This window comes from Mannheimia sp. USDA-ARS-USMARC-1261, assembly GCF_000521605.1.
GTDB classification, from domain to species: Bacteria; Pseudomonadota; Gammaproteobacteria; order Enterobacterales; family Pasteurellaceae; genus Mannheimia; species Mannheimia indoligenes.
The window spans coordinates 613,973-639,349 of the sequence record NZ_CP006942.1; the positions used below are offsets into that span (position 1 = coordinate 613,973).

The following is a 25,377-nucleotide window of genomic DNA, read 5'->3' on the forward strand; positions in this document are numbered from 1 at the left end:
AATGGACAAAATTTTGCAATTATGAAAGCAATTAAAGACAGCGTTATTTACTTAATCGGGGAATTGGCTTCTAAGTCAATTCCTTTCTTGCTCTTACCTTACTTCTCTCGAAAATTGGGGGTAGAAGGCTACGGTGAGCTTTCCTATTACCAAACTTTCTCTGCCTTGTTTGTCATTTTTATCGGGCTTAGCCAAGATGGTGCGGTAGCTCGTTATTTTTATTTTTACGGTAAACGTTCGCTCAATTTAGTGCTGACGACAGGCTATTTATATACTCTTTTGGCAAGCTCGCTTATTCTATTGGGTTGTTGGTATTTCAAATCAGAAATCATTGCTTATGTGGCGATTGGGGCAATGTTCCAATCCTTTTTGAATGTGCAATTAAGTGTTAGGCAATGCCAAAAACAGGCGGTTTCTTACACGGTTATTCAGCTAATGTCAGCTATCTTTTCGGCAGTTATTACCGTTGCAATGATGGAATATTTTGAAACGGATTTAGTTGAAAAACGGATTTTGGCAATTTTAATTAGTAATGCGTTAGTCTTTTTCATCGCTTATCTGCTTTATGCGAAAAAAAGCAAAATGAAAAAATTTAGTATTGCTCATTATAAAACCGCATTCTTTTATTTGATGGGCTTTGGTTTACCGTTGATTTTGCACCATTCCAGTATTTTCTTAAAAGGGCAGTTAGACCGTATTTTTATTTTCCATAAATTTAGTGAAGCTGATTTAGGCTTGTATGCAATGGGGGCACAAATTGCATTTATTTTAGCCATTGTTATTCAAGCCTTAAATAAAGCGACACTTCCTTATTTTTATGAAGCACTAAAACAGAAAAAAATTAATGTGAGCCATATCCACAAATGGGCGTTTTATGCCTTATTTACAGTACCAATTCCGGCACTCGTGATGTGGTTTATTCCTGAAGAAGTAGTGGTTTGGATTTTAGGTAACCAATTTGTAGGCACAAAATATTATATAATCCTATTTTTAATTGCGACAATGCTCGTTGTGCCTTATTTAATTTTAGTGAATTATTTGTTTTTTTATGGCAAAAATAAACTGATTTCGCTTTGTTCTATTTTATCTACCATTTTCTATTTGGTGGCATTATTCGCTTTAACTTTTACTCAAATAGAATATATTCCTTTTGCCGCTATTATTGGAGCAATTGTAATTATTCCAATTCTTTATGTAATGACGGCAAGAGTAGGAAAAACCGTATGAATTTAATTATTTGTTGCACTCCTTTGCAAGTGCTGATTGCAGAGAAAATTATTGAAATGCACCCAAATGATGAATTTTTTGGGGTAATGCTCTCTACTGTCAAAAATGCGAAATTTGATTTCTACCAAGCTCGTTTAGGGAAAAAATGCCAGCAATTTTTTGCAATGCAGCAACATAGTGAACGAATTCAATTACTTAAAGAAATTCTCTATTTAAAATCAACCTTTGGTGGTAAACAATTTAATAAAGTATTTCTCGCAAATATTAATGAATTAGAAATTCAGTTTCTACTCAGTGCAATTAAATTTAATGAACTGAATACCTTTGATGATGGTGCAGCAAATGTTGTTCCAAGTAGTATTTTCTATAAAGAAGAAAATATAGGGCTAAACCGTAAATTAATTAATATGTTTTTAGGCAATAAATATAGTTTGGAAAAACTGAAAAATTTATCTAAAACGCATTATACAATTTATCAAGGTTTCCCAAATATTATTAAAAATACGGTTTATGTAGATCTTATTAATAAGAATGAATTATCTGGATCAGAATTAGAAACTTCTAAGGTTTTTAATATTCTACTCGGTCAGCCAATTTTTGAACGAGAAGATGAGAAAAATATTGCGTTAGCAGAGAAGGTAATTAAAGCATTTGATGTTGATCTCTACTTACCACACCCAAGAGAAAAATATAAACTCAGTAATGTGGAATATATTGATACCAATTTGATTTTAGAAGATTATATCTTTCAAGAGTTTAGCCATAAAAAATGCCGAGTTTATACCTACTTTAGCAGTGCCGTAATTAATATTTTGAATAAAAGTCCAAATATTGAAGTTGTTGCTTTAAGGGTAGAGGTAGATAATCCAGCCTATATTGAAACTTATGAGCTTTTTGAAAAATTAGGCATTAAAATAATTGATATTCGAGAATAAAATGAAAAAATATTTAATTTCATTAGAAAAAGATGTGAAAAGACGCGAGCTTTTCTTTTCTCAACCCAATACGCTTGATTTTGAAATTTTTAATGCCATTAATACAATGAGTAGAGATTGGGATGCTTTGAATACGCATTTTGATTTAGCTAAATTCGAGCAACATTATGGGCGAAAAACCACAAAAGGCGAAGTTGGCTGTACGTTAAGCCATTTGGCGGTTTATCAAAAAATAGCAGAAGATACTACTATTGAAAATAATGATTACTGCCTTGTCTGTGAAGATGATGTGTTATTTACTCAAGATTTCCAAAAACATATTGAGGCTTTATTAGTACAAAATTTGACAGCAGATATTATTCTAGTCGGACAATCCAAAATCCCAACTTTTGATGATGTGGAATTAGAAATTAATTATCCAACTACTTTTGGTTTTTTACAAAAACAGATTGGCGATAGCCAATATAAATATGCTTATTCTTATCGTAATTATTTTGCCGGTACAGTTGCATATTTAATTAAAAAATCGACCGCTTGCAAGTTTTTAGCACAATGCTCAACAACTCGCCCTTACTGGCTTGCTGATGATTTTATTTTATTTGGTAATGAATTCAAATTAGATGTGTTAATTGTTCGCCCATTAATGGCGATTGAAAACCCTGTATTAATCAGTAATTTAGAAGATTTACGTGGTTCACTTAATAATAATTTATTCAAAAAGCTGGTTAAATATCCACTTAAAAAAATATTAGCGATCAAACGTAATCTTTCTTCAAATTTGTAATAGGTTTGTAATGTCAGCTCTGTTTAATTTATTTTATATTTACGATCCTTGGTTCTTCCACTTTTTGCGAATGGCATTTTTGGTAGGATTATTGGCTTGTGGTTATTTAGTTTCCCAAGTCATTAAAGGGAAATCCAACGGAATTATTATTCCGAAAGACAGTTTGATTGCAATTTTTGCATTGATTGGCTTTAGTGTTATTCCGCTTATCATTAACGGTACAAAAGAAATTGGCGTATTGGCAATGTATGTCAAAATGTTGATTTTATTTATTTTCGGTATTGCAGTTTATAATATTTTTTATCGAACGGAAAATGGTAAATCTTTATTTGTTCGTGATCTCAAAATCGGCATTGGTATTCAATGGATTTGTGGTGTAGCAGCATTATTAGGTGTACCTTTTATGGTGGATTTTCTATTGTCCAGTAACGCAATGATGCCGCGTTTTTTGGGTTCTGAACAGGAATATAGGCTTTATAATATTACCTCCTCCGCTTTTTTCCAATTAAGTATTTTCTACTTAATGTTACTGCATTTTTTATTAGCTTATAATAAAAAAACGGATTCAATAAATGAGTGGTTTTTATTTTTAATTTTATGTGTTGGGCTAATTTCAGGGAGAACATTTTTATTAATATCGATAATTAGTATTGCTCTTTATTTTAAATGGAAATACTTATTGCCATTAATAGCCTTTACGATATTAATTCTATTTTTAGCTATTGTTTTTCCTGAAAACCGTTATGTAGAACACGCACTAGAGCCTGTAATTAATTTATTATCCGGCACAGGTAAGGTGAGTTCTTCCACCGATAATTTAGTGAAAAACCACTTATTTATTCCAACCCTTAGCCAATTTATTTCCGGTGATGGTTTATATTATACCGAAACAGGCGGCTATTATGGTGGTTCAGACTCAGGCTATATTCGTCAAGTGTTATACGGTGGTTTGAGCTATATGTTAGTTTGTTTTGCATTTACTGCTTATTTTGTGCGGAAAGTAGCAATAAATTGGTTTGGAGGAAGCTGGATTTTTACTTTATCGACTATTGGTATGCTTGCTATTTTAAATATTAAAGCCGATACCTTCGCTTATCCGGGGATTATGTTTGTCTTATTAATGTTTTTATCCTTATTCGGCACAAGCGGTCGAAATTTAATATTATTTTGCAACAACAAAGAGGCAAAAAATGTTTAGTATTATTGTGCCTTCTTATAATCGTAATGAAGAAATTAAGGCATTGCTAGAAAGTTTAAAGCAACAAACGCTTTATAATTTTGAAGTCGTGATTGTTGATGATTGCTCCAAAAGCCCTGTTAGCGTCAATGAAGAGTATCCTTTTGAGGTAAAGGTTATTCGTAATAACCCAAATGTGGGAGCAGCACAAAGCCGTAATGTGGGGGCAAATCACGCAAGCCGAGAGTGGTTGCTGTTTTTAGACGATGACGATCGCTTTATGTCTGAAAAATGCGAACGATTGACGCAAGAAATTAGTCAAAATCCAGCTGCGAATTTTATTTACCACCCTGCAAAATGTGAAATGGTAAACGAAGGCTTTACTTATGTAACTTCACCCTTTAAGCATAAAAGTGAACTGACGAAAGAGAATATTCTGAAAGCAAATAAAATTGGTGGTATGCCGATGATTGGCTTGAAAAAAGAACTCTTTTGCAAAATTGGCGGATTATCTGACCGCTTGCGATCACTGGAAGATTACGATTTCTTGTTGAAATTATTGGAAGAGCCGACTTTTGAGCCACTTTATGTGGATAAGGCATTAACTTATTGCACCTTTCACACCAAGCGTTCGAGCGTTTCAACGGATACCACAAATACCGAAAAAGCGATTGAGTATATAAAACAAACCTATATTCAAACCCCTGAACAGGCGGAAAATTTTAAATTAAATTCACTTTATATTTTAAGTTATCCGCATATTATGAATTTATCTCGCAAGGCGGCAGGTTATTATTTTGAAATGTTTAAACAGACGAAAAATATTAAATCGCTGATTATTTCCCTTGTAATTCTTATTTCGCCAAAATTGGCGATTAATTTAAAAAGGTTTATTTAATGAAATTTTCCGTTTTAATGTCGTTATACATTAAAGAAAAGCCACAATATTTAAGAGAATGTTTTGACAGCCTGAAAGCTCAAACTCATCAAGCAGATGAAATCGTTATCTGTTTTGATGGGGCTGTTACGCCTGAATTAGAAGCGATTGTGGAAGAATATAGTGCAATTTTACCGATAAAAGCGGTGAAATTCCCTCAAAATCGTGGTTTGGGTAAAACTTTGAATGATGGTTTGAACTATTGTGCAAATGAGTGGGTTTTCAGAATGGATACCGATGATATTTGCTTGCCTGATCGTTTTGCAAAGCAAGTGGCATTTATTGAGAAAAATCCTGAAGTCGTCATTTTTGGCGGGCAAATTGCCGAATTTGGACAAGATATTAACGATATTGTGGCTTATCGTAATGTGCCGACCACAACAGAAGAAATTATTAAATTTACCCGTAAGCGTTGTCCGTTTAACCATATGACGGTGGCATATCAAAAATCGAAAGTATTAGAAGTGGGTGGATATCAAGATCTACAAGAAGATTACTATTTGTGGATCAAACTCATCGCTCAATTCAAACAAGTGGCGAATTTACCTGATTTGTTAGTGTATGCGAGAGTAGGCAACGGAATGGTTGGTAGACGCCGTGGCAAAGCTCAAGCGGAAGCAGAATGGCGTTTATATAAATTGAAAAACTGTTGCCAAATCCACGACCCAATTTCAGGGTTTGGTATTTTCTTAATGCGAGCAATTCCACGTTTATTGCCGCTTTCTATGCTTAAAGCTGTTTATAGATTGTTGAGAAAGTGAATTTGTTCTATTTATAATAGCTGGCTATATTATCTAAAAAAATCATCACAGCTTCCTTTTGCATTAAAGGAAGCTGTTCCCATTTCTTATCTAACTCGCTGAGTTTTACCTCATCTAAAAGAGCATCTTTCGGCATACAGTCTTGGAAAAACCAACTAATCGGTGTTTTAAGGAAAATTGCAATATCAATTAAATGTGCTACATTTATTTTACTTGCACCCCGCTCATAGCGTGAAAGTTGCTGTTGAGATAAGCCGATATATTCGGCTAATTTTTCAGCGGAATAACCTAATTCTTTACGCTTTTCTTGAACTCGTTTCCCAATTAACTTATCTACTTCTACCGCAAGCAACTGTGCCATTTTTCACTCTTTACTTAAAATTACTCATTTATTGATATTTTCGTGATTTTTTCACTTGAAAACAGAGTAATAAATAAGTAATAATTTGCTTAAATACTTATCTATTGAGTATTTAATGTGTTTTTTACTTATTTAAATTAGAGGTTACTATGAAAAAACTACTTTTTTGTTCAGTTGCAACTTTATCTGTTTTATTAACCGCTTGTGGTGGTGGCGGTGGTAGCGGAAAAGCTGAAACCCCAGATGGTACTAAGGTTGATTTAACCAATAGTCCAAAAGATGATGTAGCAGGTAAAACCGTTGGAGGTGAATTCTATGGTAAAAACCAAAATGACTCATTCTATGGGGTTTGGATCAATGATGCGAAAACGGTAAGAGAATTACGTTATCAAGGTACAGAAGCTACTCAACTTCCGTCTGGATCAGCAACTTATTTCGGTGATTCTTATTGGTTAAGTGGTGCAACTGGCGAGGTATCTAAAGGTGGTAAAACTACGTTGAATGTGGATTTTGACCGTAAAACTGTAGATGGAAAAATTGAATACTCACTGTTAAATGATGGTAGAGTTCAAGATATTACCTTGCACGAAACATCATTAAATGGTTCAAAATTCAATGGCGAGGCAAGTACGCTTTTAGAGAAGGGCACTTATGAAGGGGCGTTATTTGGTCAAGGTGCGAAAGAAGCAGCGGGCTTAGTGAAATTTCCTAAAGCTCCTTCTTATGATACTTCTTTCGGCGGTATTCGCTATTAATTCTATTTATAGTCAGGTAGAGATACCTGACTTCTTTCTTTTATTATTCTCACTCAATTATGCGATTTTGTATTTCATTGCTTGCCTTTTTCAGTATTCAAATGGTATTAGCAAATCATTCCAAACTTGAAGAACAGCTAAAACAAGCGATTTACCAACAAGAATTTAAAAAGATCCAAATTCTACTGAAAGATTATAAACAACAAGAAAATGCAGATCCTACTGTAATCGCTTATGCAAAAGCGAAGTCTGCCTTTATTCAACAAGATTACCAAACAGCAATTTCTATTTATAGGAATATCATTAGTCAAAAGCCGGAATTAAATTCAATGCGTATGGAGCTTGCGGTTGCCTTATTTGCAGATAAGCAAGATAACGAAGCTAAGTTGCAATTTGATAAAGTAAAGAGTGTTCCTGATTTGCCCGGAGTAGCTTACCAAAAAATTGAGGCTTATTTAGAGGCGATAAATCAACGTAATGAATGGCAATTTGACCTGAATTTTTCTTATCTTAAAACGGATAATGTAGCGAATGTATCTCACCAGCCACAGATTGAAAATACGGGTTTTATTAAAAACGAAACGATGTTACCACAGAAAGCTAATGGCTTTGCTTTTAATGTAGATGTAGCGAAAGATTTTAATTTATTTAATTCTCACTATTTGAGCTTTCGAAATGAAGCAACTGGCAAAATTTACTGGGATAATCACCGTTTTGATGATGTATCTAATCGCCTTCTGCTAGGTTATGCCTATAAAAAATCAGATAAAACACTACGCATTCAGCCTTTTTATGATAAACGTTGGTTTGGTAATAGGTCTTTTCATTGGTCTAATGGGCTTCAATTTAGTTATGATTTTGCTATCTCTAATCAATGGAAAAATCAGACGGTTTTATCATTTGAAAAGCGGTCGTTTTTTGATGAAAATTTGCAAGCCGGTAATATAAAAGCTTTCTCCAATACTTTGCTTTGGTTGCCTAATCCTAAACAATTATTTTATGTTGGGGGGACAATATCAAAAGAAAATACGCGAGAAAAACAGTATGGCTCAACAAGCAAAAATATTCGCTTAGGCTGGTTACAAGAATATCAATGGGGAATTTCTAGTCAGTTGAGTTTTTCATTTACCCACCGAAAATTTCACGATGAGGCGATACTCGTAGGGATTATTCCTCTCAATAAAATCAGACAAGATAAAATCTATAGTGTGAATGCTAAATTTTGGAAACGAGATTGGTATTTATGGGGCATTACGCCTAAACTGAATATTGTATGGAAAAAGCAACAAAGTAATTTAGCAAGCCTCTATTCTTATACAGATAAGCAAATTACAGTATTATTTGAAAAGAGCTTTTAAATTAGGGGTGAAACCCCTAATGTTTAGTGATGTTACTGATTCTTCAAAATCTCATTCATCAACTGAATATCAATATGACAATAACCCGTTGGGTTTTTAACCAAGTATTCTTGATGATATTCTTCGGCAGGGAAATATTGTTCCAACATTTGATTTTCTACCGCTAGCGGTTTATCGAATTGAGTTTGTAGCTCGCTTAAGGCTTGGTTAATCACAGGCAGATCTTGCGGATCGGTATGATAAATGCCTGTACGGTATTGGATACCGATGTCGCCACCTTGTTGGTTAATGCTCACCGGGTCAATCACTTTAAAGAAGTAATCCAATAATTTTGCTAAGCTGATTTGGTCAGCATCATAAGTTACTTTTACTACCTCAGCGTGTCCGCTGCCTGCACACACATCTTGGTAAGTAGGGTTGTCTGTATTACCGTTAGCATAACCTGATTGAGCTTTTACCACGCCTTTAATTCGTTGCATAAAAGACTCTACGCCCCAGAAGCAGCCGCCCGCTAAATAGATTTCACGAATGTTTTGCATATTTTCTCTCCTATAATCCTTCAATTTAAAGCATCAGTAAAAATTAACTAAAATTATACCGCTTGTAAAACACAATAATATATATTTTACCGATTTCAATTATAGATAATTGCATTTTTTACAAGATTTTTTACGCAAAAATAGGTATAGTATCGCCACCTTTTTTAATCAATTTATAATTAGAGGTTCTATGGGTACTCTTAACAGTCTTTTAGGCATTATTGTTTTATTATTCATTGCGTTTTTATTTTCGAGTAATAAACGCTCAATAAATGTGCGTACAGTATTAGGTGCGTTAGCGTTGCAAATTGCAATTGCGGCATTGGTGCTTTATGTACCGGCAGGGCGTGATGCATTAAATGCAATGGCAAGCGGTGTTTCTAAAGTTATTTCTTATGGTAATGAAGGTATTTCATTCCTATTTGGTGGCTTAGTCAGCGACAAAATGTTTGAAGTGTTTGGCGGTGGCGGTTTTGTCTTTGCTTTCCGTGTGCTTCCTGTGATTATTTTCTTCTCGGCATTAATTTCATTGCTTTATTACATCGGGGTAATGCAATGGGTAATCCGCATTTTAGGTGGCTTATTACAAAAAGCGTTAGGTACATCTAAAGCTGAATCTATGTCTGCAGCGGCGAATATCTTCGTTGGTCAAACCGAAGCTCCACTTGTGGTAAAACCCTTTATCAGCAAAATGACTGAATCTGAACTCTTTGCGATTATGTCGGGTGGTTTAGCTTCTATTGCTGGCTCAGTAATGGCAGGTTATGCAGGAATGGGTGTGCCTTTAACCTACTTAATTGCAGCATCATTTATGGCAGCACCGGCAGGTTTATTATTTGCGAAAATTATGGTGCCACAAACAGAAACCTTCCGTGATGAGTTAGAGGCAGTTGATTTAGAAAAACCAGCTAATATTCTTGATGCGGCTGCTTCAGGTGCGTCATCAGGTATGCAACTAGCCTTAAATGTAGGGGCGATGTTGATTGCTTTCGTAGCGTTAATTGCCTTAGTGAATGGTATTTTAGGTGGTATTGGTGGCTGGTTCGGCTATGACTCATTAAACTTAGGTCAAATTTTTGGCTGGATATTCAAACCACTTGCTTGGGTAATTGGCGTTCCTTGGGAAGAAGCTGAAATTGCAGGGCAGATGATTGGTCTAAAATTAGCGGTTAATGAATTTGTAGGCTACTTAGAGTTTGCAAAATATTTAGCACCTGAATCAGCCATTCAGTTAAGCGATAAAACCATCGCAATTATTACTTTTGCACTTTGTGGTTTCGCTAACTTCAGTTCTATTGCTATTTTAATCGGTGGTATCGGTGCAATGGCTCCAAATCGCCGTGGCGATATTGCTCGACTTGGTATTAAAGCCGTAATTGCAGGTTCACTGGCGAACTTAATGAGTGCGACTATTGCAGGCTTATTTATCGGCTTAGGCGGTGCAGTTTTATAATCTGAATAATGAATAAAACCACTAGAAATAGTGGTTTTATATTTTTTTATCTAACGTAAACGGTTGCTTGAAATTTGTCTATTTACAAGCGGTCAGATTTTTATAAAAATTTACTGAATCATTCATTTAATTAAAAAGGAGAATCGTATGAGTCTAAAAAATTCAGCTGAGATTGCACTTTCTTTGATGGATCTCACTACATTAAATGACAATGATACAGACGAAAAAGTTATCGCACTGTGTGAGCAGGCTAAAACCGATTTTGGTACACCAGCAGCAGTATGTGTTTATCCTCGCTTTGTACCGATTGCACGCAAAACCTTGAAAGCACAAGGTATTGAGCAAGTAAAAATTGCGACTGTTACTAACTTCCCACACGGCAATGATGATATTGACATTGCGGTTGCAGAAACCAAAGCTGCGGTGGCTTATGGAGCAGATGAGGTTGATGTAGTATTCCCTTATAAAGCGTTAATTGCAGGTAATGAACAAATTGGTTTTGAATTAGTTAAACAGGCTAAAGAGGTATGCCAAGAGAAGAATGTTTTACTTAAAGTGATTATTGAAACGGGCGAGTTAAAATCAGAAGAACTCATTCGTAAAGCAAGTGAAATTTCAATTCGTGCAGGGGCAGATTTCATCAAAACTTCCACAGGTAAAGTGGCAGTAAATGCAACGCTTGAATCGGCTCGCATTATGCTTGAAACTATTCGTGATTTAGGCGTGGCGGAAACCGTAGGCTTTAAAGCCGCCGGTGGGGTAAAAACCAGCGAAGAAGCAGCGGAATATCTAGCTTTAGCTCGTTCCATTTTAGGTGATGATTGGGTTAATTGCTCACATTTCCGTTTTGGTGCATCAAGTCTATTAGGTAATCTGTTAGCAACATTAAAAGGCGAGCAGCAACAAGCTGTTCAAGGTTATTAATTATTCATCATAAGAGGAAAATAAAATGGCAACTCCACACATTAACGCACCTGAAGGTGCTTTTGCAGACGTTGTATTAATGCCGGGTGATCCGCTTCGTGCAAAATATATTGCTGAAACCTTTTTGGAAGATGTTAAGGAAGTAACTAATGTACGCAATATGTTAGGTTACACCGGTACTTATAAAGGTCGTCGCATTTCTGTGATGGGACACGGTATGGGTATTCCATCTTGCTCGATTTATGCTAAAGAGTTAATTACCGAATATGGTGTGAAAAAAATTATTCGTGTCGGCTCTTGTGGTGCAGTGCGTAGCGATGTTCGCATTCGTGATGTTATCATTGGTTCAGGTGCTTGTACCGATTCTAAAGTAAATCGTATTCGCTTCCGTGATAATGATTTTGCTGCCATTTCAGACTTTGAAATGACATTAGCAGCATATCAAGCGGCACAACAAAAAGGCGTGAATGTTCGAGTAGGGAATTTATTCTCAGCAGACTTATTCTATAGCCCGGATGTTGAAATGTTTGATGTGATGGAAAAATACGGTATTTTAGGCGTGGAAATGGAAGCTGCGGGTATTTATGCGGTAGCAGCAGAATATGGTGCGAAAGCATTAGCGATTTGTACCGTTTCAGACCATATTCGTACAGGCGAGCAAACCAGCTCGGAAGAGCGTCAATTAACTTTCAATGAAATGATTGAAATTGCGTTAGAGTCTGTACTAATTGGCGACAAACAATAAGTCTCAGTTTTTAAATTAACTATGGCAAGCGGTTAAATTTTGCAAAAAATTTGCAGAATTTGACCGCTTGTTATTTTCCTTTAGGGCTACTACCAAACTGCCTTTTATATTCCCTGCTAAATTGGCTCGGGCTTTCATAGCCACTTTCATAAGCCACTTCGCTTACACTCACTCCTGCTTGTAATTTTTCCCTTGCCATATTAAGTCGTAGTGATTTTTGATATTGTAACGGGGTCATTGAGGTTATATTTTTAAAATGAGCGTAAAACCCAGCCACACTCATTCCAACCTCTTTAGCTAACTCGCCCATATTCAAGTTTTCTACATAATGTTGTTCTAAATACTGAGCTGCTTTCGCAATTTTATGGATTTTTCCCTCTTGAGCCACTAAAGAACGTAAGGCATTGCCTTGCGGAGATTGCAGTAAATAAAAATAGAGTTCTTGTAAAATTAATGGTGCAATAAAATCTATCCTTTTTGGAAAATAAAGCAGATTAAGCAGCCTTAACAGACAGTCATCAATCTCTTCAATTAACTGCCATTTTGTTTGATTGACTGAAACACCGCTGATTTTAACATCGGGTAATTGTGCCATTGTGCGAGCAACCAAATCAAAATCAATCCGTAAGGAAAGGGAAAGATAATCGCTATTTTCAGGCACATTAATGTTAAGTGTTGTAACAGGCAAATTAACGGGACAAAACATCATTTCATTGTGCCCGAAGACTTGGCATTGCCCATTGGTGCAAATTTGTCGTTCGCCTAACATTACTACACATAAGCTCGGATCTTGAATATAACCCTTTGTAACGCTTGAGCGATCGGCAGCATAAATGGTTAAACCTGGAATAGGCGTTCGCCAAATTTCATTTTTAGGCGAAAGTTGGAAAATGGAATGTAGAAGAGTTTCACGATTTTGCATAATGTTTCAATATTTAGAAAATTAGGCAAATTTTATAGAAAATCAAGCATTCTTAAAAGTCAAAAATAAGGCATAATTCAGCCATTACATTTCAATCACTTTTAAGGAAATAATACAATGAAAATTTTTTACCATACATCAGCCACTGCAACAGGCGGTCGTGATGGACGTACTCAAGTCGATGACGGCTCAATCGGTTTTGATTTAGTCGGTTTTCAAAACGAAAGTGGAAAAGTTGGCACTAACCCAGAGCAACTTTTCGCAATGGGTTATGCTGCCTGCTTTGACAGTGCAATGAACCACGTTGCCCCAGCTTTAGGCATTAAACCAAGTAAATCCAGTACAACAGTAGGAGTCGGTATTGGTCAAAAAACAAATGGTGCGTTTGCATTAGATTTAGATATTACTATTACTGTTGAAGGATTAAGTTTGGATGAGGCGAAAACCTTGATTGAAAAAGCTCACGAGGTTTGCCCATATTCAAATGCAACGCGTGGCAATGTTGATGTGCGTTTACACGTTAATGTTGTTCAGTCATTTGATTTATAAAAATGATAAGAGGAACAGCTATGTTAGATTTTGAAACAACAGTTAAAACACGCCAATCAATCCGTAAATTTTTACCGACCCCGATGACGGAGCAAGAGATTAAACAGATTCTTGCCGATGCACAAAATGCCCCGTCTGCGTGTAATACCCAACCTTGGTTGGTTCACGTTGCTTCCGGCGAAACCTTAGAACGCTTGAAAAAACGTTTCCAAGTAACTTTCGCTCAAGGTATTAACCAAGCTGATTTTGAATTTGACCAAAGTAAATACAAAGGCGACTACGAACCACGTTGGCGTAATCAGTATTCCCACGTTTTCACCACCAGCTACGGCATTGCCCGTGAAGATAAAGCCGGTCGCCAAGTGGTTTATGATGACAACATCATCGGCTACGGTGCACCACATATGGCATTTTTGTTTATGCCGGCGATTGACGGACACGATGTGAATATTGCTAGCGATGTTGGTATGTATTCGCAAACTTTCCTGCTTTCTTTAACGGCTCGTGGCTTTGGTGGTATTCCACAATTAGCGTTGGCGATGTTTGCCGATGATGTGCGTGAAGAGCTAGGCATTTCAAGCGATTACAAATTGTTGCACGCGATTTCATTTGGCTATCCTGATTGGGACGCAATGCAAAACAAACACCATCTGGGGCGTGTGCCTGTGGAAGAAAGTGCGAAATTGCACTGGTAATGAACAAGCGGTTGATTTTTCGCAAAAATTTGCAAAAATCAACCGTACTTTTTTAGGAGAAAACGATGACAAATTTATTTACCCCTTATACGTTTAATAACAATGTAGAAATCAAAAACCGCCTTGTGGTTGCCCCGATGACCCATTTAGGTTCTACCCCGGACGGCACGTTGGGCGAACAAGAACGCCGATTTATCAGCAACCGTGCCGAAAATATGGGTATTTTTATCACAGCGGCGACTCTGGTTGCAGACGGTGGTAAAGCGTTTTTCGGGCAACCGGCGGCGATTGACGAAAGCCATTTAGCCAGCCTTGCCGAAACCGCTCAAATCCTGAAAAATCAGGGGGCGAAAGCGGTGTTACAAATTCATCACGGCGGTATTCACGCCATTAAAGATTTAAACGGCAGCGACAAAATCTCGGCAAGCGATCACACCGAAACCGGCACGCGTTCAGCGACTGTACAAGAAATTCACGATTTAATTCAAGCCTTTGCCAATGCAACCGATTTGGCAATCCGTGCAGGCTTTGACGGCGTGGAAATTCACGGGGCGAACGGCTATTTAATTCAGCAGTTTTTCTCACGAGAGTTTAACCAACGCACTGATGAATGGGGCGGAAGCGTTGAAAACCGTCTGCGTTTTCCATTGGCGATTGTGGATGCGGTTACTGCGGTGCGTGAAAAACACGCCAAGCCGGATTTTATTATCGGCTATCGTTTTTCGCCGGAAGAGCCGGGCGAGAACGGTTTAACGATGGCAGATACCTTTGATTTGCTGGATGCGTTGGTCGAAAAACCGTTGCAATATCTGCACGTTTCGCTGTGGGATTTCTACAATAAAGCCCGCCGTGGAGCAGACGAAAGCAAAACCCGTATTGAGCAAATTCACGCTCGCATTGGCGGAAAATTACCGCTGATCGGCGTAGGTAACTTGCTGACGGGCGAAGCAATTGAACAGGCATTTTCCACCGGTTTTTGCGAGTTTTTGGCATTGGGCAAAGCGATGATGCTAAACCCAAATATCGCCACTTTGCTCCAAGAAAAACGCTATGGCGAAATTGAAAGCGAATTTGACCCTGAACGTGCTGACCACTACGGCTATCCGGATCTGCTCTGGCAATATAACTGCGATGGTGGAAACTGGCTACCTCCTGTAAAAGGACGAGAGCATACCCCTTTGAATATCTAATTGACAAGCGGTCGATTTTTCGCAAAACTTTGCAAGAATTGACCGTACTTTTTATTTAAAAAGGAACAAACTATGATAATTTTACATTATCTCAACAACTCTTGCTCGCACCGGATTGTGTGGTTATTGGAAGAATTAGGGTTGGATTATGAACTGAAAATTTATCATCGCGAAGAGAGTGGTTTTGCTCCGGCTGAATTGAAAGCACAGCATCCACTCGGTAAGGCTCCTGTATTGCAAGATGGCGATTTAGTGCTGTCTGAAGGGAATGCGATTATTCAATATTTGATTGACCGTTATGGAAACGGTCGGTTAGAGCCAAAGCGTCAGACGAATGCTTACTCAATGTATCATTATTGGCTTTCGATTTCAGCCTCTCTTTTCTCCGCCAACCTTATTGGTATGATTGCTAGTCGTTCTGAGCTTGGTGCTTTCGGTGATTATGCCAAAACACAAACGCCACTTTATTTTAATCATATAGAACAAGCTTTGGTCGGTAAAAAATGGATTGTAGGTGAAGAGCTTACAGGAGCGGATTTTTCGCTTTGTTTTCCATTGCAATGGGGTAAAAAGTATGTAGATATGGCAAATTACCCAAATATCGTTCGTTATCTCGAGCAAGTAGAACATCATCCTGCTTACCAAAAGGCGAATGTAAAAGCTCTAAAGCTAGAACTGGATAAATTTTAATTAAGTTAGTCTTATTATCCCTAACAATCTTTGTTAGGGATTTTTTTATCGCAATATTGAATATTAAGTCAATTCAAGTGAATATTTATTCAAAAGTAAGCTTGAGTTTTCGCCAGAATCGGCTTAGACTAAGGTCAATTTTATCAAGATAAAAAGAAAAGGATGTTGAATGAGCAAATATAAAATTTTTGTGGACGGGGTTGTTGGCACAACAGGGCTACGCATTCACGAACGTTTAAATCAAGCAGAGGATATTGAGTTATTAACCTTGCCTGAAGAACAACGCAAAGATTTAAATGCACGTTTAGCTAAAGTAGCAGAAGCAGATTTAACTTTCCTCTGCCTGCCGGATGAAGCCTCAAAAGAATTAGTGGTAAATGCTCCGAAAAATGCCCGTATTTGCGATACTTCCACCGCCCACCGAGTTAATCCTGAATGGGTGTATGGCTTTGCCGAATTAAGCGGACAACGTGAAAAAATTGAACACGCCAACCGTGTTGCTGTGCCGGGTTGCCACGCCACCGGATATATTGCCTTAGTTCGCCCATTGATTGAAAAAGGCGTGCTGCCGGCAGATTATCTGCTCAGTTGCCATTCACTAACCGGCTATTCAGGCGGAGGCAAATCAATGATCGCTGATTACCAAAACCCCGAGCGACCACAGGCGTTTGATGCCCCTCGGGTTTATGGTCTTACTTTGAAGCATAAACACTTACCTGAAATGCAAGCCTTAACGTTAATGCAAAACCCGCCGATTTTCACCCCTGTGGTAGCGGATTACTACAGCGGAATTCTGGTTACTGTACCATTGCCAATTTTAGCGTTACAAGCGGTCAAATCCGGTGAGGAAATTGCAAATCTGTTAAGCGATTACTACAAAGGCAACCCATTGATTAGTGTTCACCCTTTCCAAGATTTACCCGAAGACGGTATGCTCTCTGCCAATGCTTTTTCTGGCAAAGACAACCTTGAGATTTTTGTCTATGGCAACGAAAGCCAAATTCTCCTCGCCGCCCGTTTTGATAATTTAGGCAAAGGGGCTTCGGGGGCGGCGGTGCAGTGTATGAATATTATGTTGGGTAGGGATGAAGTTTCGGGGTTAGAAATTTAGTATCGTAATCAAATCTCCCCTAACCCCTCTTTTCTAAAGAGGGGAACTATATAGTGAGAAAAATATGAACATTCAAGAAATCAACCAATTCGCAAATTTATTAGAAAAATCGACCGCTTGTCTTGCAAAATGGCAGGATAAAATCATCGTGGTGAAATACGGCGGTAATGCGATGATTAACGAAGAATTGAAAAAATCGGTAATGGCGGATATTTTGCTGCTGAATCGTTTAGGCGTAAAAGTTGTATTAGTACACGGTGGTGGGCCGGAAATTTCTCAAGGGGTGAAATTACTAGGCAAAGAACCGCAGTTTATCAATGGCTTGCGTGTAACAGACAGCGACACTATCAATGTAGTGTTGCAAATGTTAGCCGGCAAAGTCAATAAAAGTTTGGTCGCTTTGCTTAAAGGCAAAGGTATCGGCTTATGTGGCATTGATGGAGCAATGTTGCAATGTAAAAAGTTAGAAGATGAAGTGGATTACGGCTTTGTGGGCGATATTGTGAAAGTGAACCCGCAAGTGATTGAAATCGCCCTTAACGCCGGTTTCATCCCTGTGCTTTCCACGGTGGGTGTGGATGAAAACGGGCAGGCGTATAATATCAATGCCGATACCGCTGCTAGCGAAATTGCGATTGCCTTAAAAGCAGCAAAATTAGTTTCAATGACCGATATTGCCGGTTTACTACGAGATCGCTTTGATGAAAATACCTTGATTCCTGAGGTAGAAGTAAGCGAGGTACAAGGCTTAATCGAGCAGGGGATTATTGCGGGTGGTATGATCCCGAAAATTGCTTGCTGTACCGATTTCATCAATGCTGGCGGCATTGAAGCGAATATTATTGATGGGAGAGTCGAACACGCCATTTTAGTGGAACTCTTTGGCGGCAAAAACGGTACACGTTTTTATAAAAAAGGATAAAAGATGACAACAAGCAACAACATCAAACAATTAGATAAAGATTATATTGCCCAAACCTACGGCAGATTTGATCTCGCTCTTTCACACGGTAAAGGTTGTAATGTGTGGGATTTTGAGGGCAATCAATATTTGGATTTCACGAGCGGCATCGGCGTAAACAGTTTAGGTTGGGCGGATGATGATTGGCTCAATGCCGTGGTGGCTCAAGCAGGAAAATTACAGCATACCTCAAATTTATTTTTTACTGAGCCCTCAAGCCAATTAGCGAAAAAATTAGTAACTGCAAGCGGTCTAAAAAGAGCATTTTTTTGCAATTCAGGTGCGGAAGCGAATGAAGGAGCAGTAAAAACAGCTCGTAAATATAGCCACGATAAATATGGAGCTGGGCGTTCAACGGTTTTAACCTTAGTGAATTCTTTCCACGGTCGGACAATTTCCACTCTTGCGGCAACAGGGCAGGATGTTTTCCATCAACATTTCCACCCATTTACTGAGGGCTTTGAATATGTGCCGGCAAATGATATTGATGCCTTAAAAGCACGTTTACAAACCAATGATGTCTGTGGTGTTTTGGTAGAAGTGGTGCAAGGCGAGGGCGGTGTTTGTTCGCTAGACAATGATTACTTGCAAGCAGTACAAACGCTTTGCCAAGAAAAAGATCTCATCTTTATTATTGATGAGGTGCAAACCGGCATTGGGCGTACCGGTACGCTATTCTCTTACGAACAATTTGGCTTAAAACCGGATGTGGTTACACTTGCCAAAGGCTTAGGTGGCGGCTTGCCGATAGGAGCTTTTTTATTAGGCGAAAGAGTTGAAAATACGTTGGGTAAAAGCGACCACGGTTCTACATTCGGCGGAAACCCTGTCGCCTGTGCCGGTGCTAATGTGGTGATGGATAAAATCAACAATGATTTCCTCGCAGAAGTACAACGCAAAGGACTGACAATCCGTGAAACTTTGGTCACTTTGCCGAAAGTGAAATCCGTTTCAGGCTTAGGTTTAATGCTCGGTGTTGAATTTGAAGAAGGCGTTCTAGCCTCTGATGTGGTAGCAAAATGCATTGAAAAAGGCGTATTGTTCCTCACCGCAAAAACCAAGTTACGTTTACTTCCGCCATTAATGATTTCTGATGCACAGATTGATCAAGGTATGAATGTGCTGAGAGAGGTTTTAGAAAGTTATTAGTAAAAAAATCCCGCATTAAGCGGGATTTTTTTATGGCATTATGAGCGTTTCATAATCTCAAAAAAGCCTTCGTTGGTTTTTGCCATCATTAATTTATCAATTAACCATTCGATCGCATCCACTTCATCCATAGGATTCAGCACTTTACGCAACATCCAGGTTTTTTGTAGCTCATCGGCTTCCATTAACAAGTCATCTTTACGAGTGCCTGAACGGTTGAAGTCAATGGCAGGGAAGATACGGCGTTCAGCAATACGACGAGATAAGTGTAATTCCATATTACCTGTACCTTTAAATTCCTCAAAGATAACCTCGTCCATTTTTGAGCCTGTATCTACAAGGGCGGTCGCGATAATCGTTAAGCTGCCACCTTCTTCTACATTACGCGCGGCACCGAAGAAACGTTTTGGACGATGTAATGCGTTGGCATCCACACCACCAGAAAGAATTTTACCTGACACAGGGGTTACAGTGTTGTAAGCGCGGGCAAGACGGGTAATAGAGTCTAATAAAATCACCACATCTTTTTTATGTTCAACCGAGCGTTTGGCTTTTTCAATTACCATTTCAGCCACTTGAACGTGGCGGGTTGCCGGTTCGTCAAAGGTAGAGGCAATCACTTCGCCACGCACGGTACGCTGCATTTCGGTTACCTCTTCCGGGCGCTCATCAATTAAGAGAACGATCAACTCACATTCAGGGTGGTTAGAGGTAATGCTTTGTGCGATATTTTGCAGAAGAACGGTTTTACCTGCTTTTGGTGGAGCTACGATTAACGCACGCTGACCTTTACCGATAGGAGCCGCCAAATCTAAGATACGAGCGGTTAAATCTTCTTTTGAACCGTTGCCACGCTCCATTTTCAAGCGAGAATTTGCGTGTAACGGTGTTAAGTTTTCAAATAAAATTTTGCTACGAGAAACTTCCGGTTTATCATCATTTACAGCATCCACTTTTAACAGTGCGAAGTAGCGTTCCCCTTCTTTTGGTGGACGAATTTTACCTTCGATTTTATCCCCGGTTTGTAAGTTAAAACGACGGATTTGGCTTGGCGAAACGTAAATATCATCAGGTCCGGCTAAGTACGAACTATCCGCAGAACGCAAGAAACCAAAGCCGTCCGGCAAAATTTCTAACACGCCTTGACCGAAAATATCTTCACCACTTTTTGCGTGTTGTTTGAGAATGGCAAAAACGATATCTTGTTTACGTAAACGAGCAAGATTTTCCAAGCCCATTTGGTTTTCACCCATTTCAACAAGATCAGAAACGGGGGTATTTTTTAATTGAGTAAGATGCATAATTGGAATGTATAATTAATAATGAAAGATTGGATTCTTTGATATTTAGCTAGAGACGGTTTAACCGTAAAAGATATGGCGAAGAATACCGCAACCATCGCAAAATTGCAAATTTTTTATAAAAAATGACCGCTTGTGGAAAGAAAAATGCCGGCAAAAGCCGGCATTGATAGCAATTAAGCCTCAATCCCTTCAAATAAAAGCGTGCTTAAATAACGCTCAGAGGCAGATGGTAAAATCACCACGATAAGTTTATCTGCAAATTCAGGTAATTTTGCTAAGCGATCTGCTGCTGCAACTGCAGCACCTGATGAAATACCACCTAAAATCCCTTCTTCAGCCATTAAGCGGCTAGCGGTGGTAAGAGCCTCTTCGCTAGAAACTTGCTCAACACGATCTACTAGAGATAAATCAAGGTTTTTCGGGATAAAGCCCGCGCCAATACCTTGAATTTTATGTGGAGCTGGTTTCACTTCTTCGCCGTTTAAGGTTTGAGTAATGACAGGCGATTCTGCCGGCTCAACTGCCACAGAAATAATTTGTTTGCCTTTGTCTTGTTTAATCGCACGAGAAACACCGGTAATAGTACCACCTGTACCCACACCTGCCACTAATACATCAATTTTACCTTCGGTTGCATCCCAAATTTCAGGACCGGTGGTTTGTTGGTGGATCGCAGGGTTTGCCGGGTTTTCAAATTGTTTTAAGGTAACGTAATGATCAGGGTTTGAGGCTGCAATTTCTTCCGCTTTTGCAATTGCCCCTTTCATTCCTTTTGCCCCTTCGGTTAAAACAAGGTTTACGCCTAAACCACGCAATAAACGTTTACGCTCGGTACTCATTGTTTCAGGCATTGTTAAAGTTAATTTGTAGCCACGAGCTGCGGCAACATAAGCCAATGCGATACCAGTATTGCCACTGGTTGCATCGACAATTTCTTTACCTTTAGTCAAAATACCGTCTTTCTCTGCTTGCCACACCATATTCGCCCCGATACGGCATTTCACGCTAAAACTTGGGTTACGCCCTTCCACTTTAACCACAATGTTGCCATTACCGAAATTCTTTAAACGAACAAGAGGAGTGTTACCAATAGAGTATGAGTTGTCTGCATAGATAGTCATAATAGTGTTCCTTATTAGATTAGGTATTAAAATTTAACTTTATCATACTTATTTTTGAGTGATTTGCTAGTAGCTAGAAGGTATTTTATATAACCAAATAGAATATGTTGAGATAGGCAAAAAGTAAGCGGTCATATTTTGCAAAAAATTTACTAAATCTGACCGCAATTGACTATTGGGAATAGAGATTATTTTAGCTCTCTAGCCCCTTGATTATCGACCTTACAGATGTGAATAAACCCTTCGTTGTTTTGTAGATATTCTTTTTCCAAGTAGTTCACTAATCGTTGGGCGTGTTCCAAATCAGGAGCGATGGCAAACATCGTTGGGCCTGAGCCGGAAATACCAACCGCTAATGCCCCTAAATCTTTACAGCCTTGTCGAACGGTTGGGAAGTTAGGGAGCAAATCTTCACGATACGGTTCGGCAATAAGGTCTTTCATCATCGTTGCGGCTAGCACATCTTGGTGAGTGTGGCAGGCGTGAACGAAAGAGCCTAAATAGCGGGCTTGCTGAATCATATCTTGGCGAGTGTAGCTCTTCGGTAAAATTGCACGGGCTTCCGCAGTGGAAACTTCCACGCCCGGATAAGCCAATACCCAGTACCATTCATCAAAGAACGGCAACGGTTGGCAAATGTTGCCGAGCGATTGAGTCATTAGCTGTAAGCCACCTAAGTAGCAAGGAGCTACGTTATCGTAGTGGATTGAACCCGAAATTCTACCTTCCAGTTCGCCCATCATTTCCAATAATTCCATTTTCGAGAAAGGTTCATCGTGGAATTTGTTGAGAGCCACTAATGCTGCCACAATTGAACAAGCACTCGAGCCAAGCCCTGAGCCAATCGGCATATTTTTTTCGAGTGTTAATCGCAAATTTTTTACGTTGCCGCCTCGCAGTTTTAAGCGTTCGCTGAAAAGCACATAGGCTTGATAAACGATATTTTTTTGTGGCTCTTTTGGCAGTTTCCGCACAAAATAGCCAGCACTTTCTAATTCAAAGAGTTGATCGCAATCTTCGATTTGGACGACATCACCGAGCAATGAGCCATCAATCGGAGAAATTGCCGCCCCTAAAGAGTCAAAACCGACACTGATATTGGCACTGGATGCTGGTGCATAAATGCGTAAAACCATTAGTTTGCTCCTCCGTGTAGAGTGCGAAGAATATCGGCAAAAATACCGGCTGCTGTTACGCTATTGCCTGCTCCGTAGCCTCGTAGGAGGAGTGGGATTGGGTTGTAATAGCGAGTTAAGAAGGCTAGGGCATTTTCACCGTCTTTCACTTTGTAAAGTGGGTGGTTTTCATCAACGGCTTCAATCGCCACACGGCATTTATTGCCGGTAATTGAGCCTACATAACGTAACACTTTGCCTTCGGCTTTAGCTGCTTGCACACGTTTATCAAATTCTTCATCTAATGATGGCAGAACAGCTAAGAACTCATCACGGCTCATTCCTTCTGAGAACCCTTTTGGCAATACACCTTCAATTTCAATATCGTCAAATTCAAGCGGTAAGCCGGTTTCACGAGCAAGAATTAACAATTTACGAGCGACATCCGCACCGGATAAATCATCACGAGGATCAGGCTCGGTAAAGCCTTTTTCTTTTGCAATTAAAGTCGCTTGAGAGAGAGTTAAACCTTCTTCCAATTTGCCGAAAATAAAGGAAAGTGAGCCTGATAAAATCCCTTCAAATTTTTCGACTTCATCGCCTGCTGCCAAAAGGTTTTGTAGGTTTTCTATCACCGGTAAACCTGCACCCACATTGGTTTCATAGAGGAATTTATGTTGGCTTTGGCGTGCATTTTCACGCATTTCCAAGTAATAATCATAGCCAGAGGTGTTGGCTTTTTTATTTGGTGTAACCACGTGGAAGCCCTCTTTTAATGCACGAGCATAAAGATTCGCCACAGATTGAGCCGAAGTACAATCCACAAATACCGGGTTTACAACGTGGTGGAATTTGATGAATGAAAGTAACACATCAAAATCAGACGGCTGGATTGCTTTTTCTAAATCTTCTTTCCAGTTATCTAAATTTAAGCCGTTTTCGTTCAGCAACATTTTATCCGAGTTGGCTAAGGCACAAATTCGGATCTCAATGTCCTTCTTTGCCAAAAATTCCTTTTGTTGCTTAACCTGCTCGATTAACTCGCTGCCAACGCCGCCGACACCGACTAAAAACATATCGACCACACGCTTGCTGTTGAATAGCGATTTATGAGTTGCTTTTACTGCCTCAATCGCTTTATTTAGTGGCACAACTGCTGAAATTGAGCGTTCTGATGAACCTTGTGCGATTGCCACAATGCTGATATTCGCTTGAGCTAGGGCAGAGAAGAAACGAGCAGCGATACCTTTGGCGGTACGCATACCATCCCCAACCACAGACACAATGGATAAATCCTTAATAATATCAATTGGGTCAAGCAAGTTTTCTGATAATTCGTGAGCAAATTCTGAATTGAGTGCCACTAAAGCTTTTTCTGCTGATTTTGCCGGTACGCAGAAACTGATGCTATATTCTGAGGAAGATTGAGTAATTAAAATGACTGAAATGCCGGCTTTTGACATCGTGGAGAATACACGAGCAGCCATTCCCACCATACCTTGCATACCCGAACCTGACACATTGAACATTGCCACGTTGTCGAGGTTGGTGATCCCTTTTACTTTTAAGCCATCGGTTGCTACATTGCTGTCAATCAATGTGCCTTTGCCGTCTGGATTTCCTGTATTTTTAATTAAGCACGGAATATTTAACGGCACTAACGGTCCGATAGTGCGAGGGTGGATTACTTTCGCTCCAAAGTAGGAAAGCTCCATTGCCTCTTGGTAGCTCATTGACTCTAAACATACGGCATCTGGTACTAGGCGAGGATCGCAGGTGTAAACGCCGTCCACATCGGTCCAAATTTCACAAATATCTGCTTTTAAGCAAGCAGCCAAGCAAGCTGCAGAGTAGTCAGAGCCGTTGCGACCTAAAAGCACTAATTCGCCTTTTTCATTACCTGCGGTAAAGCCTGCCATTAATACCACGTTTTTCTTAGGAATTGAGCCGGCATCGACACGTTTGGTTGATTCAGCAATATCCACCGAAGATTCTAAATAGCTGCCGTGAGCCAATAATTTTTCCACAGGATCGATACGGGTAACATCATATCCTTTCGCTTCAAACCACGCTTGCATCATTGCAATAGAAAGTTTTTCTCCACGACAATGAATGGTCGCTGCAATATCATCCGATAAAGATTTGCTTTTTGCCGAGTCAGCTGCTACCTGTTGAATTTGGGCTAATTCTGCTTCAACTAAGGCTAATAATGCTTCACGAGCGAAGTTATTATTGGCTTCATATAAACCGTTGATGATATTGTGGAAAATTTCAGTGGCTTCAGAAAGGTTAGATTCAAAGGATTCACCGGCGATAGCTTTATCGACAATGGCAACAAGGTGGTTAGTGATTTTAGCCGGAGCGGATAATACACCCGCTGCTTGGTCAGCTAGATGGGCTTTTTCGATGATATCCGCCGCTTGCATAAAGCGTTCCGGGTTGGCAAGCGATGTGCCACCAAATTTTAGAACTCGCATAGTTTCTCCTGATATTAATATTTGCAAATTTTTATACAAAAATGCCCGCTTGTAGCGGGCATTTTAAATTCTGTTTTTTAGCAACACTCACCCGCATTATGTGATTGCATAATGGTAATCGTGGTAGTAATAATGGT

Annotated in this window: 25 protein-coding genes; 18 read left to right on the forward strand and 7 right to left on the reverse strand. The window is 39.1% G+C overall.

Going from position 1 to position 25,377, the window contains the following annotated elements:
• The first annotated feature begins 21 nt into the window (after positions 1–21).
• The 6 genes from X781_RS03045 to X781_RS03070 are packed head-to-tail and all read left to right on the forward strand — an operon-like array spanning position 22 to position 5,821.
• Positions 22–1,227: a flippase gene (locus X781_RS03045; protein ID WP_025235504.1), complete on the forward strand. Its 1,206-nt coding sequence runs from the start codon at positions 22–24 to the stop codon at positions 1,225–1,227.
• Positions 1,224–2,162 (forward strand): glycosyltransferase family 52, encoded by a 939-nt coding sequence (locus tag X781_RS03050; protein ID WP_025235505.1) that lies wholly within the window; start codon positions 1,224–1,226, stop codon positions 2,160–2,162. Before X781_RS03045 ends, X781_RS03050 begins: the two co-directional genes overlap by 4 nt.
• 1 nt (position 2,163) lies before the next feature.
• Positions 2,164–2,946: a glycosyltransferase family 25 protein gene (locus tag X781_RS03055; protein ID WP_025235506.1), complete on the forward strand. Its 783-nt coding sequence runs from the start codon at positions 2,164–2,166 to the stop codon at positions 2,944–2,946.
• Between the two features lie 10 nt (positions 2,947–2,956).
• Positions 2,957–4,144, forward strand: coding sequence for a hypothetical protein (locus tag X781_RS03060; RefSeq protein WP_025235507.1), 1,188 nt, complete (start codon positions 2,957–2,959; stop codon positions 4,142–4,144).
• Entirely contained in the window at positions 4,137–5,021 is an 885-nt protein-coding gene (locus X781_RS03065; RefSeq protein WP_025235508.1) for a glycosyltransferase family 2 protein, read from the forward strand. The genes X781_RS03060 and X781_RS03065 overlap by 8 nt, the downstream gene beginning before the upstream one ends.
• Positions 5,021–5,821: a glycosyltransferase family 2 protein gene (locus tag X781_RS03070; RefSeq protein ID WP_025235509.1), complete on the forward strand. Its 801-nt coding sequence runs from the start codon at positions 5,021–5,023 to the stop codon at positions 5,819–5,821. Before X781_RS03065 ends, X781_RS03070 begins: the two co-directional genes overlap by 1 nt.
• 7 nt (positions 5,822–5,828) lie before the next feature.
• Here the strand turns inward: X781_RS03070 and X781_RS03075 are convergent, their stop codons facing one another.
• Entirely contained in the window at positions 5,829–6,182 is a 354-nt protein-coding gene (locus tag X781_RS03075) for a helix-turn-helix domain-containing protein (protein ID WP_025235510.1), read from the reverse strand.
• A 149-nt stretch (positions 6,183–6,331) separates the two neighbouring features.
• Here X781_RS03075 and X781_RS03080 point away from each other — a divergent pair, with 149 nt between their 5' ends.
• Both X781_RS03080 and X781_RS03085 read left to right on the forward strand, forming a co-directional pair.
• On the forward strand, positions 6,332–6,937 hold the full coding sequence (locus tag X781_RS03080; RefSeq protein ID WP_025235511.1) for a factor H binding protein domain-containing protein: 606 nt from the start codon (positions 6,332–6,334) through the stop codon (positions 6,935–6,937).
• Between the two features lie 59 nt (positions 6,938–6,996).
• The gene (locus tag X781_RS03085; protein WP_025235512.1) at positions 6,997–8,295 is read left to right on the forward strand and encodes a surface lipoprotein assembly modifier; all 1,299 of its coding nucleotides are present in this window, start codon (positions 6,997–6,999) and stop codon (positions 8,293–8,295) included.
• 32 nt (positions 8,296–8,327) lie between these two features.
• Here X781_RS03085 and msrA read toward each other — a convergent pair whose 3' ends face one another.
• Positions 8,328–8,834 carry a peptide-methionine (S)-S-oxide reductase MsrA gene (gene msrA, locus X781_RS03090; RefSeq protein WP_025235513.1) on the reverse strand — a complete coding sequence of 169 codons (507 nt, stop codon included), beginning with the start codon at positions 8,832–8,834 and terminating at the stop codon, positions 8,328–8,330.
• 190 nt (positions 8,835–9,024) lie between these two features.
• Here msrA and X781_RS03095 point away from each other — a divergent pair, with 190 nt between their 5' ends.
• The 3 genes from X781_RS03095 to deoD all read left to right on the forward strand — a co-directional run bounded on the left by X781_RS03095 (position 9,025) and on the right by deoD (position 11,956).
• On the forward strand, positions 9,025–10,287 hold the full coding sequence (locus X781_RS03095) for a NupC/NupG family nucleoside CNT transporter (protein ID WP_025235514.1): 1,263 nt from the start codon (positions 9,025–9,027) through the stop codon (positions 10,285–10,287).
• Positions 10,288–10,434: 147 nt separating this feature from the next.
• A complete protein-coding gene (deoC, locus tag X781_RS03100) occupies positions 10,435–11,211 on the forward strand; it encodes a deoxyribose-phosphate aldolase (protein ID WP_025235515.1) in 777 nt (258 codons plus the stop codon).
• A 25-nt stretch (positions 11,212–11,236) separates the two neighbouring features.
• Positions 11,237–11,956, forward strand: coding sequence for a purine-nucleoside phosphorylase (deoD, locus tag X781_RS03105; RefSeq protein ID WP_025235516.1), 720 nt, complete (start codon positions 11,237–11,239; stop codon positions 11,954–11,956).
• Positions 11,957–12,026: 70 nt separating this feature from the next.
• On the opposite strand, the gene X781_RS03110 is transcribed toward deoD, so the two are convergent.
• Positions 12,027–12,878: an AraC family transcriptional regulator gene (locus X781_RS03110; protein WP_025235517.1), complete on the reverse strand. Its 852-nt coding sequence runs from the start codon at positions 12,876–12,878 to the stop codon at positions 12,027–12,029.
• A gap of 117 nt (positions 12,879–12,995) precedes the next feature.
• Between X781_RS03110 and X781_RS03115 the strand changes: the two genes are divergently transcribed.
• The 7 genes from X781_RS03115 to X781_RS03145 all read left to right on the forward strand — a co-directional run bounded on the left by X781_RS03115 (position 12,996) and on the right by X781_RS03145 (position 19,223).
• Positions 12,996–13,427, forward strand: a complete 432-nt coding sequence (locus X781_RS03115) for an organic hydroperoxide resistance protein (RefSeq protein ID WP_025235518.1) — start codon at positions 12,996–12,998, stop codon at positions 13,425–13,427.
• 20 nt (positions 13,428–13,447) lie between these two features.
• A complete protein-coding gene (locus X781_RS03120) occupies positions 13,448–14,122 on the forward strand; it encodes a nitroreductase (protein WP_025235519.1) in 675 nt (224 codons plus the stop codon).
• A gap of 65 nt (positions 14,123–14,187) precedes the next feature.
• Complete coding sequence (locus X781_RS03125) at positions 14,188–15,312, forward strand: NADH-dependent flavin oxidoreductase (RefSeq protein WP_025235520.1); 1,125 nt, start codon at positions 14,188–14,190, stop codon at positions 15,310–15,312.
• Between the two features lie 72 nt (positions 15,313–15,384).
• A complete protein-coding gene (locus X781_RS03130) occupies positions 15,385–16,002 on the forward strand; it encodes a glutathione S-transferase family protein (protein ID WP_025235521.1) in 618 nt (205 codons plus the stop codon).
• A 169-nt stretch (positions 16,003–16,171) separates the two neighbouring features.
• The gene (gene argC / locus X781_RS03135) at positions 16,172–17,113 is read left to right on the forward strand and encodes an N-acetyl-gamma-glutamyl-phosphate reductase (RefSeq protein WP_025235522.1); all 942 of its coding nucleotides are present in this window, start codon (positions 16,172–16,174) and stop codon (positions 17,111–17,113) included.
• Positions 17,114–17,177: 64 nt separating this feature from the next.
• Complete coding sequence (argB, locus tag X781_RS03140) at positions 17,178–18,035, forward strand: acetylglutamate kinase (protein WP_025235523.1); 858 nt, start codon at positions 17,178–17,180, stop codon at positions 18,033–18,035.
• 3 nt (positions 18,036–18,038) lie between these two features.
• Positions 18,039–19,223 (forward strand): aspartate aminotransferase family protein, encoded by a 1,185-nt coding sequence (locus tag X781_RS03145; RefSeq protein WP_025235524.1) that lies wholly within the window; start codon positions 18,039–18,041, stop codon positions 19,221–19,223.
• A 38-nt stretch (positions 19,224–19,261) separates the two neighbouring features.
• On the opposite strand, the gene rho is transcribed toward X781_RS03145, so the two are convergent.
• The 4 genes from rho to thrA all read right to left on the reverse strand — a co-directional run bounded on the left by rho (position 19,262) and on the right by thrA (position 25,240).
• The gene (rho, locus tag X781_RS03150) at positions 19,262–20,524 is read right to left on the reverse strand and encodes a transcription termination factor Rho (RefSeq protein ID WP_025235525.1); all 1,263 of its coding nucleotides are present in this window, start codon (positions 20,522–20,524) and stop codon (positions 19,262–19,264) included.
• Positions 20,525–20,700: 176 nt separating this feature from the next.
• A complete protein-coding gene (gene cysK / locus X781_RS03155) occupies positions 20,701–21,648 on the reverse strand; it encodes a cysteine synthase A (protein WP_025235526.1) in 948 nt (315 codons plus the stop codon).
• Positions 21,649–21,836: 188 nt separating this feature from the next.
• Positions 21,837–22,784, reverse strand: a complete 948-nt coding sequence (gene thrB, locus X781_RS03160; protein WP_025235527.1) for a homoserine kinase — start codon at positions 22,782–22,784, stop codon at positions 21,837–21,839.
• On the reverse strand, positions 22,784–25,240 hold the full coding sequence (gene thrA, locus X781_RS03165) for a bifunctional aspartate kinase/homoserine dehydrogenase I (RefSeq protein WP_025235528.1): 2,457 nt from the start codon (positions 25,238–25,240) through the stop codon (positions 22,784–22,786). Before thrA ends, thrB begins: the two co-directional genes overlap by 1 nt.
• Positions 25,241–25,377 lie beyond the last annotated feature (137 nt).

Excerpts from the sequence above, each read along its gene's own strand:
- X781_RS03125 (WP_025235520.1), top strand. The coding sequence starts at position 14,188 with ATGACAAATTTATTTACCCCTTATACGTTTAATAACAATGTAGAAATC.
- X781_RS03145 (WP_025235524.1), top strand. The coding sequence starts at position 18,039 with ATGACAACAAGCAACAACATCAAACAATTAGATAAAGATTATATTGCC.
- X781_RS03085 (WP_025235512.1), top strand. The coding sequence starts at position 6,997 with ATGCGATTTTGTATTTCATTGCTTGCCTTTTTCAGTATTCAAATGGTA.
- X781_RS03075 (WP_025235510.1), bottom strand. The coding sequence starts at position 6,182 with ATGGCACAGTTGCTTGCGGTAGAAGTAGATAAGTTAATTGGGAAACGA.
- msrA (WP_025235513.1), bottom strand. The coding sequence starts at position 8,834 with ATGCAAAACATTCGTGAAATCTATTTAGCGGGCGGCTGCTTCTGGGGC.
- X781_RS03055 (WP_025235506.1), top strand. The coding sequence starts at position 2,164 with ATGAAAAAATATTTAATTTCATTAGAAAAAGATGTGAAAAGACGCGAG.
- thrA (WP_025235528.1), bottom strand. The coding sequence starts at position 25,240 with ATGCGAGTTCTAAAATTTGGTGGCACATCGCTTGCCAACCCGGAACGC.
- X781_RS03120 (WP_025235519.1), top strand. The coding sequence starts at position 13,448 with ATGTTAGATTTTGAAACAACAGTTAAAACACGCCAATCAATCCGTAAA.
- X781_RS03095 (WP_025235514.1), top strand. The coding sequence starts at position 9,025 with ATGGGTACTCTTAACAGTCTTTTAGGCATTATTGTTTTATTATTCATT.
- X781_RS03045 (WP_025235504.1), top strand. The coding sequence starts at position 22 with ATGAAAGCAATTAAAGACAGCGTTATTTACTTAATCGGGGAATTGGCT.
- X781_RS03065 (WP_025235508.1), top strand. The coding sequence starts at position 4,137 with ATGTTTAGTATTATTGTGCCTTCTTATAATCGTAATGAAGAAATTAAG.
- X781_RS03115 (WP_025235518.1), top strand. The coding sequence starts at position 12,996 with ATGAAAATTTTTTACCATACATCAGCCACTGCAACAGGCGGTCGTGAT.
- X781_RS03080 (WP_025235511.1), top strand. The coding sequence starts at position 6,332 with ATGAAAAAACTACTTTTTTGTTCAGTTGCAACTTTATCTGTTTTATTA.
- thrB (WP_025235527.1), bottom strand. The coding sequence starts at position 22,784 with ATGGTTTTACGCATTTATGCACCAGCATCCAGTGCCAATATCAGTGTC.
- X781_RS03060 (WP_025235507.1), top strand. The coding sequence starts at position 2,957 with ATGTCAGCTCTGTTTAATTTATTTTATATTTACGATCCTTGGTTCTTC.
- argC (WP_025235522.1), top strand. The coding sequence starts at position 16,172 with ATGAGCAAATATAAAATTTTTGTGGACGGGGTTGTTGGCACAACAGGG.
- rho (WP_025235525.1), bottom strand. The coding sequence starts at position 20,524 with ATGCATCTTACTCAATTAAAAAATACCCCCGTTTCTGATCTTGTTGAA.
- X781_RS03070 (WP_025235509.1), top strand. The coding sequence starts at position 5,021 with ATGAAATTTTCCGTTTTAATGTCGTTATACATTAAAGAAAAGCCACAA.
- X781_RS03130 (WP_025235521.1), top strand. The coding sequence starts at position 15,385 with ATGATAATTTTACATTATCTCAACAACTCTTGCTCGCACCGGATTGTG.
- X781_RS03110 (WP_025235517.1), bottom strand. The coding sequence starts at position 12,878 with ATGCAAAATCGTGAAACTCTTCTACATTCCATTTTCCAACTTTCGCCT.
- deoD (WP_025235516.1), top strand. The coding sequence starts at position 11,237 with ATGGCAACTCCACACATTAACGCACCTGAAGGTGCTTTTGCAGACGTT.
- X781_RS03050 (WP_025235505.1), top strand. The coding sequence starts at position 1,224 with ATGAATTTAATTATTTGTTGCACTCCTTTGCAAGTGCTGATTGCAGAG.
- argB (WP_025235523.1), top strand. The coding sequence starts at position 17,178 with ATGAACATTCAAGAAATCAACCAATTCGCAAATTTATTAGAAAAATCG.
- deoC (WP_025235515.1), top strand. The coding sequence starts at position 10,435 with ATGAGTCTAAAAAATTCAGCTGAGATTGCACTTTCTTTGATGGATCTC.
- cysK (WP_025235526.1), bottom strand. The coding sequence starts at position 21,648 with ATGACTATCTATGCAGACAACTCATACTCTATTGGTAACACTCCTCTT.